We start from the raw sequence: 18,051 nt of genomic DNA, 5'->3' as shown, positions 1-18,051 counted from the left end.
CGCAATGAAACCCGCAATCCGCTGCGCCACCTTGCTGGCCTTGCTGCTATGCAGTGGCGTACAGGCCGATGACTGGCAACTGGCCAGGGACGAAGACGGCATCCAGGTGTACCTGGACCAGGTGCCCGGCTCGAAGTACCAGCGCTTTCGCGGCGTGACCCGGATAAAGGCCAGCGTCAGCACCTTGGTCGACCTGCAGGAGAACCTGCGGGTGGCCTGCAAGTGGCTGTATGGCTGCGCCACGATGCGCCTGCTGGATGTCGAGGGCGACAGCACCTGGGTCTACCTGACCACCGACCTGCCCTGGCCGGCCAGCCCCCGCGATATGGTGATCCGGGTGCAGACCGAACGCACCGACGACGGCGGCCTGGTCCGGCGCCTCAGCGCGGTGGCCGGCAAGGTCGAGCGCATGCCCGGGCTGATCCGCGTCAGGCAGCTAAAAGGGTTGTGGACCCTGGTGCCCAAAGGCGAGCAGCTCACCGAAGTGACCTATCAGTTGCAGGCCGAACCTGCCGGGGACATTCCTTCGTGGCTGGCCAACCAGTTCGTCATCGATGCGCCGATGGTGTCGCTGCGTACCTTGCGGGCAGTGGCGGAGCGGCAAGGGGTGCGTTCGGACGATGAAACGCAGGAACCTTGAATCGACAATCCGGTGCTAGCGTTTTTGCGCGGACTGGTAGACACCCCCACGTTCGCGCTTGCCCACTGCAACCACAACGATCACCACCCGATCATCCTCGACACGATAAACCAATCGATAGCCGGAAGCTTTCAGCTTGATCTTGTAGTGGCTGGGCAGTTCTCGCAGCGCGTCGGCTTTTACATGAGGCGTTTGCAGGCGTTCCCGAAGCTTTTTCTTGAACTGCTCACACAGGGTGTGTCCAAGCTTTTCCCACTCTTTGAGGGCCGAGGGTAAAAACTCGAGCTTATAAGTCATCCAGGTTTACCGGGACGGGCACTTCATCCTTGCGTGCCTTGATGAGCTCCGCGAGGTCCAGGTCATCCAGGCGTTCCATCATGGCTTCGTACAATGCTGCCGGAACCATGTACCCCATGACCCGGTTATGGTTCAGCACCGCAACCGACATTCCCCCGGCGTCCGTCAGCACAGCCGAGGGGTTTTTCTTGAGTTCGGAAACACTGACGGCAACATCAGCAAGGATGTTTTGCATGGAAAAACCAATATTCAGACCTTTATTGAGGTCTTTATAGCGACTTACCCTCCCCCCTGCAACCTGAAGCCGATGAATGCTAATCCCCAGGGCTACACCTCATGGGCCTCCAGCAACCCCGCCAGCACCCCGGCCAGTTCCTTGACCATCGGGTCGGCCGTCGGCCGATGGACGATGACGATCTCGTAGCTGTCGATCACCGGCAGGCCGTTCTGTTCGCCCAGCACCCGATGCTCGCGGGTCGCCGCCCGTGGCGGCAGCAGGCTGATGCCCATGCCGTCGGCCACAGCCGCCTGGATGCCGCTGAGGCTTGAGCTGGTGAAACTGATGCGCCAGCGCCGGCCCATGCCTTCGATGGCGTTGATCATGTCGTCGCGGTACAGGCCCCGCGGCGGAAAGGTCACCAGCGGAATCGGGTCCAGTTCGATGGACGGGCTCTGGGCGCTGTCGATCCATTGCAGTTCTTCCGGCCAGCAGGCCACCCCTTCGCGACTGTTGCGCCGTTGCTTGAGCAGCACCAGGTCGAGTTCGCCGTTGTCGTAGCTCTGGCTCAGGTCACGGCACAGGCCGCTGGTGACTTCCAGCTTGACCTGCTGGTACTTGCGGTTGAAGGCCGACAAGGCATTGGTGGTGCGCCCGCCGACGAAGTCCTCCGGCACCCCCAGGCGCACGGTGATGCCGACCGTGGCGCCGGCCAGGGCTTCGAGCATCTGGTCATTGAGGGCCAGCATGTGCCGGGCGTAACCGAGCAGGGTCTGGCCGGCATCGGTGGGCAGCACGTCGCGGTTGCCGCGCATCAGCAGGCGATGCCCGACCATGTCCTCCAGGCGCCGTACCTTCTGGCTGACCGTCGACTGGGTCGAATGCAGGCGTGCGGCGGCGGTGGTGAAACTGCCGCAGTCGGCCACCACCACGATGGCCCGCAGCAGGTCGAGGTCGAACAAGGATCTATTCGGTTTTACACTGATGTTCATGCGGATATTTAACTTCTAAATGAATCACCCGGTTTCTATCATGCGCCCATTCACAGGACAACACACGGAGACCGTCCCATGCGCCAGGAGCACCTCACTGTCTTTTTCGCCTGGCTGCTGGCCATGCTGACCTCGATCACCGCCAATGCCGAAGGCGGCGTGCTGGAGCAGCAGTTGCGCGAGGCCGCCGCAAGCGGCGATGCGGCCCGGGTGCGCAGCCTGCTCGACCAGGGCGCGAACCGCGAATCGCGGGACAAATCCGGGCGTACCCCGCTGCTGCTGGCCACCCATCGCAACCAGGTCGAGGCGGCGCGGGTGCTGATCGAAGCCGGTGCCGACGTCAACGCCAAGGACAACATCGACGACAGCCCGTACCTGTACGCCGGCGCCCGCGGCTTCAACCAGATCCTGCGCCTGACCCTGGCCGCCGGTGCCGACCTCAAGAGCACCAACCGCTACGGCGGCACCGCGCTGATCCCGGCCGCCGAGCGCGGGCATGTGGAGAACGTGCGGACCCTGATCGAGGCCGGTGTCGAGGTGAACCACCTCAACCGCCTGCACTGGACCGCGCTGATGGAGGCCATTGTGCTCAGCGATGGCGGGCCACGGCATGTGCAGATCGTCGAGTTGCTGATCAAGGCCGGAGCGGACGTGAACATCGCCGACAAGGACGGCGTGACGCCGCTGGCCCATGCGCGCCAGCGCGGCTACACGGCCATGGAGAAGCTGTTGCTGGCAGCGGGTGCCCGCCCCTGAGGGGGTTCGGGCACCTTCATCGGGATCGCTAGTCCTGGGTGGACTGGCGCTCCACTGCCACCGGTGGTGATGCCGGCTCGTCGCTGTTCACCGAACGGCGAAAGCCCTTGATCGATTCCCCAAGGTCGGCGCCCAGGGTCTTCAGGCGCTTGCTGCCGAATACCAGCAGCACCACCAGCAGCAGGACGGCCCAGTGTTTCCAGTCGAACACACCCATGCCTTGCCCTCCTTCGCTTATTCGATGGCTTCGAACGGCAGGCCCACGTAGTTCTCGGCGATGTTGACCAGGCCGGCATGGGAGTTGAAGAAGTACTCGCGGTCAGCCTCCTGCATCTTGTGGTCCCAGGCGTCCTTGTGCGCGCCGAAGTCGTGCAGCAGGTTGGTCATGAACCAGCTGAAACGCTCGCCCTTCCACACCCGACGCAGCGCCAGTTGCGAGTAGCGCTCGAGCAGGTCGGTGCGCCCTTCGCGGTAGACCTTGACCAGGATCCGGTACAGGTAGCACACGTCCGAAGCCGCCAGGTTCAGGCCCTTGGCACCGGTGGGCGGGACGATGTGGGCGGCGTCGCCGAGCAGGAACAGCTTGCCGTACTGCATCGGTTCGACCACGTAGCTGCGCAGCGGGGCAATGCTCTTTTCCAGCGACGGCCCGGTCACTAGATGCTGGGTGACATCCTCGGGCAGACGCGCCCTGAGCTCGTCCCAGAAGCGCTCGTCGGACCAGTCGTCGACGTGGTCGGTCAGCGGCACCTGCAGGTAATAGCGGCTGCGGGTCAGCGAGCGCTGGCTGCAGAGCACGAAGCCACGCTCATGGTGGGCGTAGATCAGTTCATGGTTGACCGGCGGCGTGTCGGACAGCAGGCCGAGCCAGCCGAACGGATAGACACGCTCGTAGTGGGTCAGCACCGACTCGGGAATGCTCTTGCGCGCCACGCCGTGGAAGCCGTCGCAGCCGGCGATATAGTCGCAGTCGATGCGATGCAGTTGGCCATCTTTCTCGTAGGTGACGTATGGCTGCTCGCCTTTCATCTCGTGCGGCTGCACCTTGTCGGCCGAGTAGATGATCGGCGCGCCGCAGGCTTCGCGGGCCTGCATCAGGTCGCGGGTCACTTCCGTCTGGCCATAGACCATCACGGTCTTGCCACCGGTCAGGGCCTTGAGGTCGACATGGATACGCCGGCCACCCACCAGCAACTCGACGCCCTCGTGCACCAGGCCTTCGGCGTCCATGCGCTCGGCCACACCGGCTTCGCGCAGCAGATCGACCGTGCCCTGTTCCAGCACCCCAGCACGGATGCGGCCCAGCACATAGTCCGGGGTCTGGCGTTCGAGAATCACGGTGTCGATGCCGGCGTTGTGCAGCAACTGGCCGAGCAACAAGCCCGAAGGACCCGCACCGATGATGGCTACCTGTGTCTTCATTGTTTTTGTCTCGCATGAGGTTCCGGCGCCGCCCTGGCGGCATCCGGAAATCTTGTTGTTGTGTGCCCTTGCATTTTTGCTGACAAAAACCGTTTAAAAAGGTGATATTCCTTCTGGAAATTGCACTTTTGAAAATTTCGTTCGATTATCGATTACTGCAGTGGAACCTTGAACATGACCCGATCCAGCCTTCCTGGCGTTCCGGTATTCAAGCTGTACGGCGAAAACCAGGCCTGGCCGACCCCCGACCTGCTGCACTGCGAATCCATCCCCGCGCGCAGCAGCCTGCACCATTGGGAGATCAAGCCGCACCGCCATGCCGACCTGTTCCAGCTGCTGTATGTGCGCCGCGGCCAGGCGCGCATCGAGATCGAAGGCAAGCGCAGCGAGGTGCGCGAGGCGGCGATCCAGGTGATCCCGCCGATGACCGTGCACGGCTTTCAGTTTTCCGCCGACATCGACGGCTACGTGCTGACCCTCGGCGCGCCGCTGGTAACGCAACTGGAGGCGCAACTGGGCGCGCCGCTCACCGTCCTGGCGTCGGCCGGCTGTTACCCGCTGGGCCGTGACCGGCGCACCTTGCAGACCCTGATCCAGGTGCTGCACCAGGAATACGAAGGCAGCGCCCCGGCCCGTGAGCTGTTGCTGCATTCGCTGGTCACCAGCCTGATGGTCTGGATCAGCCGTCGCCGCCAGCAGATCGGCCCGCCGGGCAACCGCGACGAGCGCAACCAGCAATTGCTCGCACGCTTCATCAAACTGGTGGAGCAGCACTACCGCGAGCACCTGCCCGTGGAGCAGTTCGCCCACCGCCTGGGGGTCTCCAGCGTGCACCTGAACAGCCTCTGTCGCGAACTGACCGGGCAGACCGCGCTGCAGGCCATCCACCAGCGCCTGCTGCTCGAAGCCCGGCGCAACCTGATCTACACCAACATGAGCATCAGCCAGCTGTCCGACCGGCTGGGCTTCAGTGACCCGACCTATTTCTCGCGCTTCTTCCGCCGCCTCAGCGGCCAAACCCCCAACGCCTTCCGCCAGGCCGGCGCCGCCGGCGATCGGCCGCCGTGTTGAGTCAGGAGGAACCAGGTCGTCAGGTTTTACGACCGCTTCGCGGCCGATCGCAGCCTGACGGCAGCTCCCACAAGGGCCGCTGCCTTCCTCTGTGGGAACTGGCTTGCTCTGTGGGAGCTGCCTTCCTCTGTGGGAGCTGGCTTCCTCTGTGGGAGCTGCCTTCCTCTGTGGGAGCTGGCTTGCTCTGTGGGAACTGGCTTGCTCTGTGGGAGCTGGCTTGCTCTGTGGGAACTGGCTTGCTCTGTGGGAACTGGCTTGCTCTGTGGGAACTGGCTTGCTCTGTGGGAGCCGGCTTGCTCTGTGGGAGCTGGCTTGCTCTGTGGGAACTGGCTTGCTCTGTGGGAACTGGCTTGCTCTGTGGGAGCTGGCTTGCTCTGTGGGAGCTGGCTTGCTCTGTGGGAGCTGGCTTGCTCTGTGGGAACTGGCTTGCTCTGTGGGAACTGGCTTGCTCTGTGGGAGCTGGCTTGCTCTGTGGGAGCTGGCTGGATCTGTGGGAGCTGGCTTGATCTGTGGGAACTGGCTTGCTCTGTGGGAGCTGGCTTGCTCTGTGGGAGCTGGCTTGCTCTGTGGGAGCTGGCTTGCTCTGTGGGAGCTGGCTTGCTCTGTAGGAGCTGGCTTGCTCTGTGGGAACTGGCTTGCTCTGTGGGAGCTGGCGAAGCCTGCGATCGACTGCGCAGCAGTCGCAACCCGGGATCTCGCGACTTTTGTGCAGGCCGCGGAAATTTCTTAACAATTAACCGCAGCAAGCGGCGATAAAAATCATCATTGCAATCACAAGCCATTGATTAATAAGGAATATAAGACCTGGCACGATCATTGAGAGCAACCCCGTGAGCGTCACAGCCGACGCATCACTTATAAAAACAAGGTTGACCCTCTCATGCTCAAACGCACCTCCCAGCACCTCACCGCCGGCCTGCTGCTGGCCGCCTCTGCCTTGCCGCTTCACGCCACTGAAGGCGGGGTATCTTCCTGGCCCATGGGCATCGAACTCTACGGCATGGGCATCCTGCCGCCACCGGGCACCTACGGCCAGTTGTTCGTCGGCAACTACCTGGCCGACAGCCTGCGCGACAACAGCGGCGCCAAGGCCGCCGGCATCGACTTGCGCGTCACCACCCTGGTCCCGCGCTTCGTCTGGGTCACCGAGCACAAGATCCTCGGCGGCGACCTGGGCGTGCATGCCCTGTTGCCTCTGAACGACATGCGCCTGAACGTCGACAACGGCCCCCATGACCACAAGCGCGGCATCGGCGATGCCCACCTGGGGCCGGTGATCGGCTTTCACCCAAGCGACAAGCTGCACATCGCCACCGGCGTCGACTTCGTCCTGCCCACCGCCAGCGAGTACGACAAAAACGACCTGATCAACCTCGGCAACCACTACTACACCGTGCAGGCGGTACTGGCGATGACCTACCTGGACCCCGCCGGCCTGAACGCCGACATCCGCCTGATGCATGACTACAACTTCGAGAACCGGGCCACCCATTACCAGTCCGGCCGCGAACTGCACGCCGACTACACCCTGGGCTGGGGCCTGGGCAATGGCTGGGTGCTGGGTGTCGGCGGGCATGCCTACCAGCAGATCAGCGACGACAAATGCAGTGCCGACGACTGCGCAGCCGCCGCCCTGGTCGAGGCCAGCGACGGCAACCGCGGCCGCTCGTTCTCCATCGGCCCGGCGGTGCAATACAGCAGCCGCCAGGGCTGGATGTTCAGCGCCAAATGGCAGGATGAGTCCGGGGTGCGCAACCGTGCCGAGGGCCAGACCTACTGGTTCAAGTTCACCACCGCGCTGTGACCCTCGCCCCCGGGTCAGCTACCCTTGAGCCGGTAGCTGACCTGGGCGCGGCTCATGCCGAGCATCTGCGCCGCGGCGGTGACGTTGCCAGCGGAGCGCTCCAGGGCCAGTTGCACCAGGCGCCGCTCCAGCGCCTCCAGTGAGGTCCCCAGCACCCGCTCCTGCCCGGCGAAGAATGCCTCCAGGCTGACCAGCTCCGGCGCCCCGCCCTGCGCCGCCGGCGGCTCGCCGTCGGTCGATGGCGACGGCGCCTGGGCCGCCACCTTGCCCCTGGCCAGCCGCCCTTCGGCGGTCAGGCCGATGGCCCCATCCATCAGCGGCGCTCCGGCCTCGGCCAGGTGCACCACATCAATCGCCTCGCCATCGCTGGCGGCGATCACACCGCGCTCCACCAGGTTCTGCAGCTCGCGGATATTGCCGGGAAAGCGGTAGGTCAGCAGCGCATTGACCAGCCGCGTGCTGAAGCCCGCCAGCTGCCGACCGTGACGCTGGCTGAAGGTGCGCAGGAAGTAGCTCATCAGCAAGGGGATGTCTTCCCGACGCTCGCGCAAGGGCGGCAAGTGGATGGGGAAGACATTGAGGCGATAGAACAGGTCTTCGCGAAAACGCCCGGCCTCCACTTCCCGACGCAGGTCCAGGTTGGTGGCGGCGATCACCCGTACATCGACCTGGATCGGCGCGCTGCCGCCGACCCGCTCGATCTCGCCCTCCTGCAGGGCACGGAGGATCTTGCTCTGGGCATGCAGGCTGAGGGTGGCGATCTCATCGAGGAACAGCGTGCCGCCGTGGGCCCGTTCGAAACGCCCGGGGCGCGAACGCTCGGCACCGGTGTAGGCGCCGCGCTCGACCCCGAACAACTCGGCCTCCACCAGGTTCTCCGGCAGGGTCGCGCAGTTCAGCGCCACCAGCGGGGTGTGCTGGCGCTTGCTGGCCTGGTGCAGGGTACGGGCGAACAGCTCCTTGCCCACCCCCGACTCGCCCGTCAGCAACACCGTGGCCTGGGTCGGCGCCACCCGCTGCAGCAACTGGCTGGCGGCGACGAAACTGGCCGAGATGCCGACCATCTGTTTGCCATCGGTCGGCACCTCGAGCTCGGCCACCCGTGGATCGCCCCCCGTGTGATAGGTACTGCGGCTGAGGAAATCGCCGGGGTCCAGGTAGGCCAGGTCGACATCGATGTCGTCCCACTGCTCGGCCGGCTTGCCGACGATCCGGCAGGCGCCATGGCCCATGGCCCGGCACTGGTGCTCGCGGAACACCACCAGGCGCCCGAGCAGCGACGAGGCATAGCCACTGGCATAGCCGATTTCCATCCAGCACGCCGGCTCCCCGCCCAGGCCGTAGGCGGCAATGTGCTCATCGACTTCCAGGGAGTTGTGCCAGAGGAACTCGGAATAGAAATGCCCGATGTTCGAATCGATCTCGAAGCGCACCACTTCGACATTGACCATGCCTTCGAGCATGTGCAGGCGCGGGCCGGCGCTGTAGAGGCTGGCGTGATCGCCCTCGGGCCACTGTTCGCTGACCTGCGCCGCATCGCGGGCACCGGCCTGCCAGCCGATGCGGGTCAGCAGGCCGCGCGCCTTGTCCAGGCCCAGGGCCTCGATCAGTTCGCGGCGGATGGCGCCGAAGGCCGAGCCTTGCAGCAGCATCATGCGCTGGCCGCACAGCCAGATACTGCCGTCCTGCGGGGCGAAGGCCACCGACTGCGCCAGTTGCTCGGCCGACGGCAGGCCAGTGCTGCCGAATTGATGGGCGCGGTCGACGATCAGCCGCTTGTGACGGCCCAGTACCTGCTTGAAGAAGTCTTCGTCCACAGGACGGCCAGGTTTGCCAGCTGTTGTTGGAGTCATAGGCAATGAACGCGAGGCAGAGGTAAAGGCCCCAGTATGCCGCCGACCCCGGCGGGGTCAATCGGCCGTCAGTCGCAGGTCGCGGTCAACAGCAGAAAACGTCCGATAACCGCCCGGATTTTGTCGATGCAGAGCTTTCTGCAATCGCTGACTTCTCTGCATAAATTTTCGCGGTCGCCGACATGCAAACCGGCCTGAAACGCATCGGGAAATATATAACTCATTGTTTTATAACGATTTAAACAAAGAAAACCAGCATGGCACGATAGTTGTTATGGGCTGTTCATCGCAATGTCACAACAAGAGAGAAGCCGATGACACCCTCCCGCCCTGCCTACCAGAATCTCCACCTGCAACCCCTGGCCGGCCAGTGGCGCGCCGGCAGCGCCGAGCGCTCACTGACTGTCGTTGACCCTTTCACCCAGCAGGCCCTGCTGCATATCCCCCTGGCCAACCGCGACGACCTCGATGCGGCCTACCGCGCCGCCGCACAGGTCCAGGCCGGCTGGGCAGAACAGCCACCGGCCGCACGCGCCAGGGTGATGCTCGAGGCGGTGCGCATCTTCGATGAGCGCCGCGACGAGATCATCGACTGGATCATCCGCGAATCGGGCAGCACCCGGATCAAGGCACAGATCGAATGGGGCGCCGCCCGCGCCATCATCCTCGAGTCGGCCAGCCTGCCCTCGCGGGTGCACGGGCGCATCGTCGCCTCGAACATTCCCGGCAAGGAAAGCCGCGTGTACCGCAAGCCACTGGGGGTGATCGGGGTGATCAGCCCGTGGAACTTCCCCCTGCACCTGACCGCACGCTCCCTGGCCCCGGCCCTGGCCCTGGGCAACACCGTGGTGGTCAAGCCGGCCAGCGACACCCCGGTCAGCGGCGGCCTGTTGCTGGCGCGCATCTTCGAAGAAGCCGGATTGCCGGCTGGAGCACTGAGCGTAGTGGTCGGTGCCGGCGCCGAGATCGGCGACGCCTTCGTCGAGCATCCGCTGCCGGCGTTCATCTCCTTCACCGGCTCCACCCAGGTGGGTCGCAACATCGGTCGTATCGCCAGCGGCGGCGACCACCTCAAGCACCTGGCCCTGGAGCTGGGTGGCAACAGCCCGTTCGTGGTCCTGGCCGATGCTGACCTTGAGCAGGCGGTCAACGCCGCCGTGGTCGGCAAGTTCCTGCACCAGGGCCAGATCTGCATGGCGGTCAACCGCATCATCGTCGAGCAACCGCTGCTGCAGGCCTTTACCGAACGTTTCGTCGAGCGGGTCAAGGCCCTGCCCTGTGGTGATCCAAACCTGCCCGGCACGGTGATCGGTCCGGTCATCAATGCCCGGCAACTGGCGGGTCTTGAAGACAAGATCGCCACCGCCCTGGCCGAAGGTGCGCAACTGCTGCTGGGCGGCCAGGCCCAGGGCAATGTGCTGCCGCCCCATGTGTTCGGCAATGTCAGCGCCGAGATGGATATCGCCGCCGAAGAAATCTTCGGCCCGCTGGTGGGCATCCAGGCCGCGCGCGATGCCGAGCACGCCCTGGAACTGGCCAACCGCAGCGAGTACGGCCTGTCCAGTGCGGTGTTCAGCGCCAGCCTGGAGCGCGGCGTGCAGTTCGCCCAACGGCTGCACGCCGGCATGACCCATATCAACGACATCCCGGTCAACGATGAGCCCAACGCGCCCTTCGGTGGCGAGAAGAACTCGGGCCTGGGCCGCTTCAACGGCGACTGGGCCATCGAGGAATTCACCACCGACCACTGGATCACCGTACAGCACCAGCCGCGCGCTTATCCGTTCTGACTGCTGTGCCCACACCCCATAACAATAAGGAGTCTGTAATGTCCCTACTGCCCAACCGCCAGGCTATGCGACGGACCGTCAACGCCTGCCTTGCCCTGCCCCTGCTCCTGCTTGCCGGCACCGCCGCCGCCGATGGCGACGGTGTGTGGAAAGGCGGCGACAACGTCTATGCCAAGGTCTGCGGCCACTGCCACGAGGCCCAGGTCGGCCCGCAGCTCAAGGGCCGGCAACTGCCGCCGCCCTACATTACCGCCATCGTGCGCAACGGCTTTCGCGCCATGCCGGCCTTCCCCGCGTCGTTCATCGACGACAACGCCTTGCAGCAGGTGGCCGAGTACTTGTCGGCAAGCCCTGCGCCTGCGACCAAACCCTGAGGGCCCGGCCATGATCCAAGTCGAACGTCGTTCGCTGCTCAAGGGCATGGCCCTGGGTGGCCTGGCCGGTGTGGCCATGGGCAGCTCGGGCCTCACCCTGGCCAACAGCGTGCTGGGCCGCAGCGCGCCCGGGCAGCTGCCGGTGCTGGCGTTGGTCGGCGCCGGTGCTGCCGGCGCAGCCTTTGTCCAGGGCCTTCAGGCAAGCCCGGCTGCCGCGCAGGTGCAAAGGCTGTCGGCGGGCCTGGAGCTGCAGGCCTTGCTGCAACTGCAACAGCGCTTGGCCAGCGGTCGGCCCCAGCGCTTGATCGGCCTGCTCGATGACGCCAGCGCCACCCTGCTGGTGGACCTGGCGCGCAGCGCCGGTGCCCGCGTGCAGTGGCTGGGCCAGCACAGTGCCAACGCCCAGCGCTCCGAGCATCGCCTGCTCAGCGCCCAGTCGGCGCACGGCTGTGCCCTGCAACTGGGCCAGCAACTGCACCACTGCGGCCAGGGCTTCAGCCTGCACGAGCAGCGCCTGCACAGCCCGTTGCCGACCTTGCAGACGAGCACCGCCAGCCGCACCAACGGCGACGACCAATGGGCAGCCAGCCTCGGCTACGCACTGGCCGTGCTCGGCAGCACCGACACCGGCCAGGCACCGCGCATCGCCAGCCGCGCCACGGCACCGACCGGCACCTACGTGTCGTTCTCGATCGAAGTCTGAAGGATTCTTCCATGAGCCAAGCAACCCCCAACACCCTGCTGCCGCGCGGCGTCGATGCCGCCCGCTTCGAGCAAGCCATCGCCCAGTTCCGCGCCCTGCTGGGCGACGACAATGTCCTGGTCAAGGACGAGCAACTGATCCCCTACAACAAGATCATGATGGCCGTGGACAATGCCGAACACGCGCCCTCGGCCGCCGTCACCGCCACCACCGTGGAACAGGTGCAAGGGGTGGTGAAGATCTGCAACCAGTTCAAGATCCCGGTGTGGACCATCTCCACCGGCCGCAACTTCGGCTACGGTTCGGCCGCACCCGGCCAGCGTGGCCAGGTGATCCTGGACCTGAAGAAAATGAACAAGATCCTCCACGTCGACCCCGAGCTGTGCACCGCTCTGGTCGAGCCGGGAGTGACCTACCAGCAGCTCTACGATTACCTGCAGGAACACAAGCTGCCGCTGATGCTGTCGTTCTCGGCGCCTTCGGCCATTGCCGGGCCACTGGGCAACACCATGGACCGTGGCGTCGGCTACACCCCCTACGGTGAACACTTCCTCATGCAGTGCGGCATGGAAGTGGTGCTGGCCAACGGTGACGTCTACCGCACCGGCATGGGCGGGGTCAAAGGCGACAACGCCTGGCAGGTGTTCAAGTGGGGCTATGGCCCGACCCTGGACGGCATGTTCACCCAGGCCAACTACGGCATCTGCACCAAGATGGGCTTCTGGCTGATGCCCAAGCCACCGGTGTTCAAGCCCTTCGAAATCAAGTTCGACAACGAGTCGGACATCGCCGAGATCGTCGAATTCATCCGCCCGCTGCGCATCGCCCAGGTCATCCCCAACTCGGTGGTGATCGCCGGCGTGCTCTGGGAGGCCTCCACCTGCAACACCCGCCGCAGCGACTACACCAGCGAGCCGGGGGCCACCCCCGACGCCATTCTCAAGCAGATCCAGAAAGACAAGAACCTCGGCGCCTGGAACGTCTATGCCGCGCTCTACGGCACCCAGGAGCAGGTCGACGTCAACTGGAAGATTGTCACCGGCGCCCTCAAGCAACTGGGCAAGGGCCGTATCGTTACCCAGGAAGAAGCCGGCGACACCCAGCCGTTCAAGTACCGCGCGCAGTTGATGTCCGGGGTGCCCAACCTGCAGGAGTTCGGCCTGTACAACTGGCGCGGCGGCGGTGGTTCGATGTGGTTCGCCCCGGTCAGCCAGGCCCGTGGCAGCGAGTGCGAAAAGCAGCAGGCGCTGGCCAAGAAGATCCTCAACAAGCACGACCTGGACTACGTCGGTGAGTTCATCGTCGGCTGGCGCGACATGCACCATGTCATCGATGTGCTGTACGACCGCAGCAACCCCGAGGAAACCAAGCGCGCCAACGCCTGCTTCGCCGAGCTGCTGGATGTGTTCGAGCAGCACGGCTACGCCGTGTACCGGGTCAACACCGCCTTCCAGGAGCGGGTGGCGCAGAGCTACGGTCCGGTCAAGCGCAAGGTCGAGCATGCGATCAAACGCGCCCTGGACCCGAACAACATCCTCGCCCCGGGCAAGTCCGGCATCGACCTGGCCAACCCTTTCTAACGTTTTACTGCCCCGCCAGGCCCGGCCTGGCGGACTGCTTTTGCCAACAGGAACCCACATGATCCGCAAGCAATTCGTCACCGCCAGCGCCCTGCTGCTGGCAGCGCCCCTGTGCCTTGCCCAGGGCGATGCCACCCAGGGCCAGGCCCTGTTCAAGGCCCAGTGCGGCTACTGCCACAGCACCGAGGCCGGCAAGCACCTGATGGGCCCCAGCCTGCAGGGCGTGGCGGGCCGCGCCAATGCCCAGGCCCCGGGATTCAATTATTCGCCCGCGTTCAAAGGGGCGCAGCTGAGCTGGAATGACGCCAACCTCGACGCCTGGCTGACCAGTCCCGCGGCCCTGGTACCGGGCAACATGATGATGTTTCCAGGACAGGCCGATGCCCAGGCGCGCGAGCACCTGATCGCCTACCTCAAGCAACTGAAGTAGCGCGGCCGATTCAAGCCATGGGCAGGAAGCGACGATCTATAATCACAACTTCCTTAGCCCTGGACCTACCCGATGGCACAACCGCCGACGCCCGCGACGCAATCGCGCCTGCTGCTGCCCATGGCCTGCAGGCGCCCCAGGCGTACCGTTGTGCTGTGTTTTCTTGCCGCCTTCGCCATCACCCTGGTGCTCGCCGGGCGTCAGTACTGGCAACTGCACCAGCGTGAACTGGAAGACCGCCAGCACAACCTGCACCTGCAGGCGCTGGCGATCGAAACCGCGATCGCCAACGGCAAGAGCCAGTTGCAGTTCCTGCGCAATATCGCCGAGCGGGTGCTGATCGAGGGCCAGAACCAGCCCTCTATGCGCCGCAACGATGCCATCGAGCTGGCCATGCTCAACCGCAGTCACCCGGTGTGGGGGCTGCCGGTCCCCAAGTCCGACGCGCCGGTACGGGCCATCGGCGATAATCAGCTGACGAACATCGAAGGCCTTGGCCGTGACCCGCAGCAACTGGTCGAAGACCTGCACCTGTCGCGGGCCATGAGCCAACTGCTGCCGGCGCAGTTCCAGGCCGGGATGGACCTGGCGCGCATCCTGTTCCTGACCACCTCCGGCATCGTCATTGCCTACCCGCCGGTGGCGGACACGCAACTGGAACCGATCCTGCGCAAGTTCACCAGCTCGCCACTGACGCACCTCAACCGCGCCTACAGCGAAGACCTCGACATCGATTTCTCCCCCCTGCCCGGCACCGACTTCGGCCCCCTGCCGCACCTGTTGCTCAGCTCGCCGGTCTACCTCAATGCGGTGATGCGTGGCGCGCTGATCTACGACCTGCCGCAGACCCGCCTGCAGGCGTACCTCTACCAGACCACCGAAAGCGACGAGCAACATGCCCTGATCGATGACCAGGGCACCCTGATCGCCTCCAGCGCCCAGACCTTCACGCCCCATGCAGGCAACTGGCTGGACACCCTCCCCGCGCCGCCCAGGCCGCTGGCGGTGCCGACCCTGTTCCAGCGCGACCACGGCATGGTCAGGCTCGAACAGGGCTACCTGCAGTACCGCGAGCTGGAAGGCGCCGACCTGATGCTGGTCAACTACATCAGCGCCGCCGACCTGCGCGCCGCGGTCAACAGCCAGATCGACATCTTTTTCCTCGGCGTCTGGGCCGCACTCGGGCTGTTGATGGCGCTGACCCTGTACGTTGTCGACCACCTGTTCAAGGGCCAACTGCACCAAAACCTGCAACTGCGGGAAATGGGCCTGGTCGACGGCCTGACCCAACTGGCCAATCGCCGCCGCCTGCAGGCCGACTTCGGCGGTCTGCTCCAACGCCTCGCGGACGATCAGCCGGTGGCCCTGTGGATGCTCGACATCGACCGCTTCAAGCACATCAACGACAGCTGGGGCCACAGCGCCGGCGATGAGGTGATCAAGCACATGGCCACCTTGTTGCGGGCCCTGGTGCGGCCCCAGGACCTGGTGGTGCGCTATGGCGGCGAAGAGTTCTGTGTACTGATGCCGGAGATCTCGCTGGAACAAGCCACCCGCATCGCCGAACAGCTGCGCATCGCCACCGCCCAGTCGATTTGCGTGCCCGATGCCCATACCCTGCTGGCCAATGCGCCGTCGCTGGAAATCCACCTGACCGTGTCCATCGGCGTGGCGGAACTGCGTGGCGACGGCTGCGAGACCCTCGATGCCTTGATCGCCACTGCCGACCGGCGCCTGTACAGCGCCAAGAAGAGCGGCAGGAACCGGGTGATCAACCAGGATTGAAGGTCGGGCCTGCATGTTTTTTGTCGCCGGCGGCTTGCTGGCCTGGCAAACCCGAGCCTTAAGCTCGGCCGGGTGTGCCATAACGACAAAAACGGAGACACCATGCCCCTTTCCTTGCTGTTCCCACCGGCTCGCCTGGCGAGCCTGGTTGCCCTCGCCTGCCTGAGCCAGGCCGTTCACGCCGCAGCCCCGGCCGGCGCCGCGGGCGCCAGCGAGCAGACCCGCAGCAGCAACGCCGCCGTGCTCGGCCAACGGCCGTTTGCCAATGACGCCGACTATGCCGCCGTCAGCCGCGGGCTCATCGCGCCGTTCAAGGGCCAGGTGCTGGACGCCAGCGGCAGGCCGATCTGGAGCCTGGCCAAGTATGACTTCCTGAACCAGAAGGACAGCCCCGCCAGCGTCAACCCGAGCCTCTGGCGCCTGGCCCAGCTCAACACCCATGCCGGCCTGTTCGAAGTGGTGCCCGGGCTCTACCAGGTCCGCGGCCTGGACCTGGCCAACATGACCATCATCGAAGGAACCGACGGGCTGATCATTATCGATCCGCTGACCAGCGCCGAAACCGCCCGCGCCGCCCTCGACCTGTACTACCAGAACCGTCCGCGCAAACCGGTGGTGGCGGTGATCTACAGCCACACCCACACCGACCACTTCGGCGGCGTGCGCGGGGTGATCGACGAGGCCGACGTCAAGGCCGGCAAGGTCAAGGTGCTGGCGCCGTCGGGCTTCATGGAACACGTGATGAGCGAGAACGTCTACGCCGGCAATGCCATGAGCCGCCGCGCCCAGTACCAGTTCGGCCTGTACCTGCCCCAGGGCGAACAGGGCCAGGTGGATGCCGCCATCGGCAAGGCCGTGGCCATTGGCGGCACCATCACCCTGATCGAGCCGACCGACCTGATCAGCCAGCCGTTCGAGACCCGGCGCATCGCCGGCGTCGACATCGAGTTCCAGCTCACCCCCGGTACCGAAGCCCCCTCGGAGATGAACTTCTACCTGCCCGGCTTCAAGGCCCTGGGCATTGCCGAGAACGCCTCGCAGACCATGCACAACATCCTCACCCCGCGCGGCGCCCAGGTACGCGACGCCAAGGCCTGGTCGCAGTACCTGGATGCCAGCCTGAACCGCTACGGCGACAAGACCGAAGTGCTGTTCGGCCAGCACAACTGGCCAACCTGGGGAGCGGAACCGGTGCGCACCCTGCTCGCCGACCAGCGCGACATGTACGCCTTCCTCAACGACCGTACCCTGCACCTGCTCAACCAGGGCCTGACGCCGATGGAGATCGCCCAGAACATGCAGACGCTGCCGGGCGAACTGAAGAACAAGTGGTACAACCAGGGTTACTACGGCTCGCTCAGCCACAACTCCCGTGCCGTGTACCAGCGCTACATGGGCTTCTACGACGGCAACCCGGCCAATCTCAACCCGCTGCCGCCAGTGGAAAGCGCGCGCCTGTACATCGAGGCCATGGGCGGCGGCGAAGCGGTGCTGGGCAAGGTCAAGGCGGCCATGGACAAGGGCGAGTATCGCTGGGCCGCCCAGTTGGGTAACCAACTGGTGTTCGCCGAGCCGGACAACACCAGGGCTCGTGCCCTCCAGGCCCAGGCCCTGGAACAGCTGGGCTACCAGAGCGAGAACGCCAACTGGCGCAACATCTACCTGACCGGCGCCATGGAGTTGCGCAACGGCGTGCCAGACAGCCCGGGCAGCTCGGTGTCGGTGGACATGGTCCGCGCCCTGACGCCGCAGATGTTCTTCGACTACCTGGCGGTGCGTGTCGATGTCGACAAGGCAGTAGGTCATGACATGAACCTGAACTGGCGTTTCAGCGAGCCGGACAAAGCCTTCAACCTGACCCTGCGCAATGGCGTACTGACCCACCGCGAAGGCCTCAACCCCAAGGCCGATGCTGGCCTGACCATGAGCAAGGCGACGCTTGAACAGATCAGCCTCAAGCAACTGGACTTCCCCACGGCGATGCAAAAAGGCCTGATCAAAGTCGAAGGCAACGGCAAGAAGTTCGCCGAACTGCTGGCGACCCTCGACACCTTCAGCCCTCAGTTCAACATCGTCACCCCGTAAGGTTCATCATTCATCGGTAGGAGCGGGCTTGCCCCGCGATTGCGATCGGTCAGTTACATCGCATCGCGGGGCAAGCCCGCTCCCACAGGGTGAACTGCACCCCAAAAGTTGGACACCCATCCAACCTTTGGGGTCAGTTCAGGGGCCTCAGCCTTCCGCTGTGGGAGCTGGCAGTGCCAGCGATCGACTGCACAGCAGTCGCAATCCGGGCACCTCATTGAACCTGGAAGAACGAGGTCGCCAGGTTTGCGA

17 protein-coding genes are annotated in these 18,051 nt (G+C 64.8%); 11 read left to right on the top strand and 6 right to left on the bottom strand.

Annotated elements, in window-relative coordinates; genetic code table 11:
* Nucleotides 1-4: 4 nt before the first annotated feature.
* A complete protein-coding gene (locus M2D63_RS20210; RefSeq protein WP_285864773.1) occupies nucleotides 5-640 on the top strand; it encodes an START domain-containing protein in 636 nt (211 codons plus the stop codon).
* A 15-nt stretch (nucleotides 641-655) separates the two neighbouring features.
* Here M2D63_RS20210 and M2D63_RS20205 read toward each other — a convergent pair whose 3' ends face one another.
* The 3 genes from M2D63_RS20205 to M2D63_RS20195 all read right to left on the bottom strand — a co-directional run bounded on the left by M2D63_RS20205 (nucleotide 656) and on the right by M2D63_RS20195 (nucleotide 2,146).
* Entirely contained in the window at nucleotides 656-937 is a 282-nt protein-coding gene (locus tag M2D63_RS20205) for a type II toxin-antitoxin system RelE/ParE family toxin (protein WP_285864772.1), read from the bottom strand.
* Nucleotides 927-1,172, bottom strand: coding sequence for a type II toxin-antitoxin system Phd/YefM family antitoxin (locus tag M2D63_RS20200; RefSeq protein ID WP_285864771.1), 246 nt, complete (start codon nucleotides 1,170-1,172; stop codon nucleotides 927-929). Before M2D63_RS20200 ends, M2D63_RS20205 begins: the two co-directional genes overlap by 11 nt.
* Nucleotides 1,173-1,264: 92 nt before the next feature.
* Nucleotides 1,265-2,146 carry a LysR substrate-binding domain-containing protein gene (locus M2D63_RS20195; RefSeq protein WP_285864770.1) on the bottom strand — a complete coding sequence of 294 codons (882 nt, stop codon included), beginning with the start codon at nucleotides 2,144-2,146 and terminating at the stop codon, nucleotides 1,265-1,267.
* A 123-nt stretch (nucleotides 2,147-2,269) separates the two neighbouring features.
* On the opposite strand from M2D63_RS20195, the gene M2D63_RS20190 reads away from it, so the two are divergent.
* Nucleotides 2,270-2,902, top strand: a complete 633-nt coding sequence (locus M2D63_RS20190; protein ID WP_285864827.1) for an ankyrin repeat domain-containing protein — start codon at nucleotides 2,270-2,272, stop codon at nucleotides 2,900-2,902.
* 28 nt (nucleotides 2,903-2,930) lie between these two features.
* Here the strand turns inward: M2D63_RS20190 and tatA are convergent, their stop codons facing one another.
* A complete protein-coding gene (gene tatA / locus M2D63_RS20185) occupies nucleotides 2,931-3,119 on the bottom strand; it encodes a twin-arginine translocase TatA/TatE family subunit (protein WP_405310675.1) in 189 nt (62 codons plus the stop codon).
* Between the two features lie 17 nt (nucleotides 3,120-3,136).
* Entirely contained in the window at nucleotides 3,137-4,324 is a 1,188-nt protein-coding gene (pobA, locus tag M2D63_RS20180; RefSeq protein ID WP_285864769.1) for a 4-hydroxybenzoate 3-monooxygenase, read from the bottom strand.
* Nucleotides 4,325-4,498: 174 nt separating this feature from the next.
* Here pobA and M2D63_RS20175 point away from each other — a divergent pair, with 174 nt between their 5' ends.
* Together M2D63_RS20175 and M2D63_RS20170 are read left to right on the top strand one after the other, a co-directional pair.
* Nucleotides 4,499-5,395 carry a helix-turn-helix domain-containing protein gene (locus M2D63_RS20175; protein WP_285864768.1) on the top strand — a complete coding sequence of 299 codons (897 nt, stop codon included), beginning with the start codon at nucleotides 4,499-4,501 and terminating at the stop codon, nucleotides 5,393-5,395.
* Nucleotides 5,396-6,275: 880 nt separating this feature from the next.
* Nucleotides 6,276-7,199 carry a transporter gene (locus M2D63_RS20170; RefSeq protein WP_285864766.1) on the top strand — a complete coding sequence of 308 codons (924 nt, stop codon included), beginning with the start codon at nucleotides 6,276-6,278 and terminating at the stop codon, nucleotides 7,197-7,199.
* 14 nt (nucleotides 7,200-7,213) lie between these two features.
* Here the strand turns inward: M2D63_RS20170 and M2D63_RS20165 are convergent, their stop codons facing one another.
* Entirely contained in the window at nucleotides 7,214-9,052 is a 1,839-nt protein-coding gene (locus M2D63_RS20165; protein WP_285864765.1) for a sigma-54-dependent Fis family transcriptional regulator, read from the bottom strand.
* A gap of 314 nt (nucleotides 9,053-9,366) precedes the next feature.
* Here M2D63_RS20165 and M2D63_RS20160 point away from each other — a divergent pair, with 314 nt between their 5' ends.
* The 7 genes from M2D63_RS20160 to M2D63_RS20130 all read left to right on the top strand — a co-directional run bounded on the left by M2D63_RS20160 (nucleotide 9,367) and on the right by M2D63_RS20130 (nucleotide 17,799).
* Nucleotides 9,367-10,842, top strand: coding sequence for an aldehyde dehydrogenase family protein (locus tag M2D63_RS20160; RefSeq protein ID WP_285864764.1), 1,476 nt, complete (start codon nucleotides 9,367-9,369; stop codon nucleotides 10,840-10,842).
* A gap of 38 nt (nucleotides 10,843-10,880) precedes the next feature.
* Nucleotides 10,881-11,216: a cytochrome c gene (locus tag M2D63_RS20155; RefSeq protein WP_285864763.1), complete on the top strand. Its 336-nt coding sequence runs from the start codon at nucleotides 10,881-10,883 to the stop codon at nucleotides 11,214-11,216.
* Nucleotides 11,217-11,226: 10 nt separating this feature from the next.
* Nucleotides 11,227-11,919 (top strand): hypothetical protein, encoded by a 693-nt coding sequence (locus M2D63_RS20150; protein ID WP_353050873.1) that lies wholly within the window; start codon nucleotides 11,227-11,229, stop codon nucleotides 11,917-11,919.
* Between the two features lie 11 nt (nucleotides 11,920-11,930).
* Complete coding sequence (locus tag M2D63_RS20145; RefSeq protein ID WP_285864762.1) at nucleotides 11,931-13,499, top strand: FAD-binding oxidoreductase; 1,569 nt, start codon at nucleotides 11,931-11,933, stop codon at nucleotides 13,497-13,499.
* Nucleotides 13,500-13,557: 58 nt separating this feature from the next.
* Complete coding sequence (locus M2D63_RS20140) at nucleotides 13,558-13,929, top strand: cytochrome c family protein (RefSeq protein ID WP_285864761.1); 372 nt, start codon at nucleotides 13,558-13,560, stop codon at nucleotides 13,927-13,929.
* Between the two features lie 72 nt (nucleotides 13,930-14,001).
* Nucleotides 14,002-15,714, top strand: a complete 1,713-nt coding sequence (locus M2D63_RS20135) for a diguanylate cyclase (protein WP_285864760.1) — start codon at nucleotides 14,002-14,004, stop codon at nucleotides 15,712-15,714.
* Nucleotides 15,715-15,816: 102 nt separating this feature from the next.
* On the top strand, nucleotides 15,817-17,799 hold the full coding sequence (locus M2D63_RS20130; RefSeq protein WP_285864759.1) for an alkyl/aryl-sulfatase: 1,983 nt from the start codon (nucleotides 15,817-15,819) through the stop codon (nucleotides 17,797-17,799).
* Nucleotides 17,800-18,051: the final 252 nt, after the last annotated feature.

The organism is Pseudomonas sp. BJa5 (assembly GCF_030272875.2).
In the GTDB taxonomy this organism is placed as follows: domain Bacteria; phylum Pseudomonadota; class Gammaproteobacteria; order Pseudomonadales; family Pseudomonadaceae; genus Aquipseudomonas.
Note: the sequence above shows the minus strand (reverse complement) of the source record. Positions and strands in the feature narration are given on the sequence as shown.

What these genes read in the sequence shown, in the direction of transcription:
- M2D63_RS20210 (WP_285864773.1), top strand. Translation starts at nt 5, where the DNA reads ATGAAACCCGCAATCCGCTGCGCCACCTTGCTGGCCTTGCTGCTATGC.
- M2D63_RS20205 (WP_285864772.1), bottom strand. Translation starts at nt 937, where the DNA reads ATGACTTATAAGCTCGAGTTTTTACCCTCGGCCCTCAAAGAGTGGGAA.
- M2D63_RS20200 (WP_285864771.1), bottom strand. Translation starts at nt 1,172, where the DNA reads ATGCAAAACATCCTTGCTGATGTTGCCGTCAGTGTTTCCGAACTCAAG.
- M2D63_RS20195 (WP_285864770.1), bottom strand. Translation starts at nt 2,146, where the DNA reads ATGAACATCAGTGTAAAACCGAATAGATCCTTGTTCGACCTCGACCTG.
- M2D63_RS20190 (WP_285864827.1), top strand. Translation starts at nt 2,270, where the DNA reads ATGCTGACCTCGATCACCGCCAATGCCGAAGGCGGCGTGCTGGAGCAG.
- tatA (WP_405310675.1), bottom strand. Translation starts at nt 3,119, where the DNA reads ATGGGTGTGTTCGACTGGAAACACTGGGCCGTCCTGCTGCTGGTGGTG.
- pobA (WP_285864769.1), bottom strand. Translation starts at nt 4,324, where the DNA reads ATGAAGACACAGGTAGCCATCATCGGTGCGGGTCCTTCGGGCTTGTTG.
- M2D63_RS20175 (WP_285864768.1), top strand. Translation starts at nt 4,499, where the DNA reads ATGACCCGATCCAGCCTTCCTGGCGTTCCGGTATTCAAGCTGTACGGC.
- M2D63_RS20170 (WP_285864766.1), top strand. Translation starts at nt 6,276, where the DNA reads ATGCTCAAACGCACCTCCCAGCACCTCACCGCCGGCCTGCTGCTGGCC.
- M2D63_RS20165 (WP_285864765.1), bottom strand. Translation starts at nt 9,052, where the DNA reads ATGACTCCAACAACAGCTGGCAAACCTGGCCGTCCTGTGGACGAAGAC.
- M2D63_RS20160 (WP_285864764.1), top strand. Translation starts at nt 9,367, where the DNA reads ATGACACCCTCCCGCCCTGCCTACCAGAATCTCCACCTGCAACCCCTG.
- M2D63_RS20155 (WP_285864763.1), top strand. Translation starts at nt 10,881, where the DNA reads ATGTCCCTACTGCCCAACCGCCAGGCTATGCGACGGACCGTCAACGCC.
- M2D63_RS20150 (WP_353050873.1), top strand. Translation starts at nt 11,227, where the DNA reads ATGATCCAAGTCGAACGTCGTTCGCTGCTCAAGGGCATGGCCCTGGGT.
- M2D63_RS20145 (WP_285864762.1), top strand. Translation starts at nt 11,931, where the DNA reads ATGAGCCAAGCAACCCCCAACACCCTGCTGCCGCGCGGCGTCGATGCC.
- M2D63_RS20140 (WP_285864761.1), top strand. Translation starts at nt 13,558, where the DNA reads ATGATCCGCAAGCAATTCGTCACCGCCAGCGCCCTGCTGCTGGCAGCG.
- M2D63_RS20135 (WP_285864760.1), top strand. Translation starts at nt 14,002, where the DNA reads ATGGCACAACCGCCGACGCCCGCGACGCAATCGCGCCTGCTGCTGCCC.
- M2D63_RS20130 (WP_285864759.1), top strand. Translation starts at nt 15,817, where the DNA reads ATGCCCCTTTCCTTGCTGTTCCCACCGGCTCGCCTGGCGAGCCTGGTT.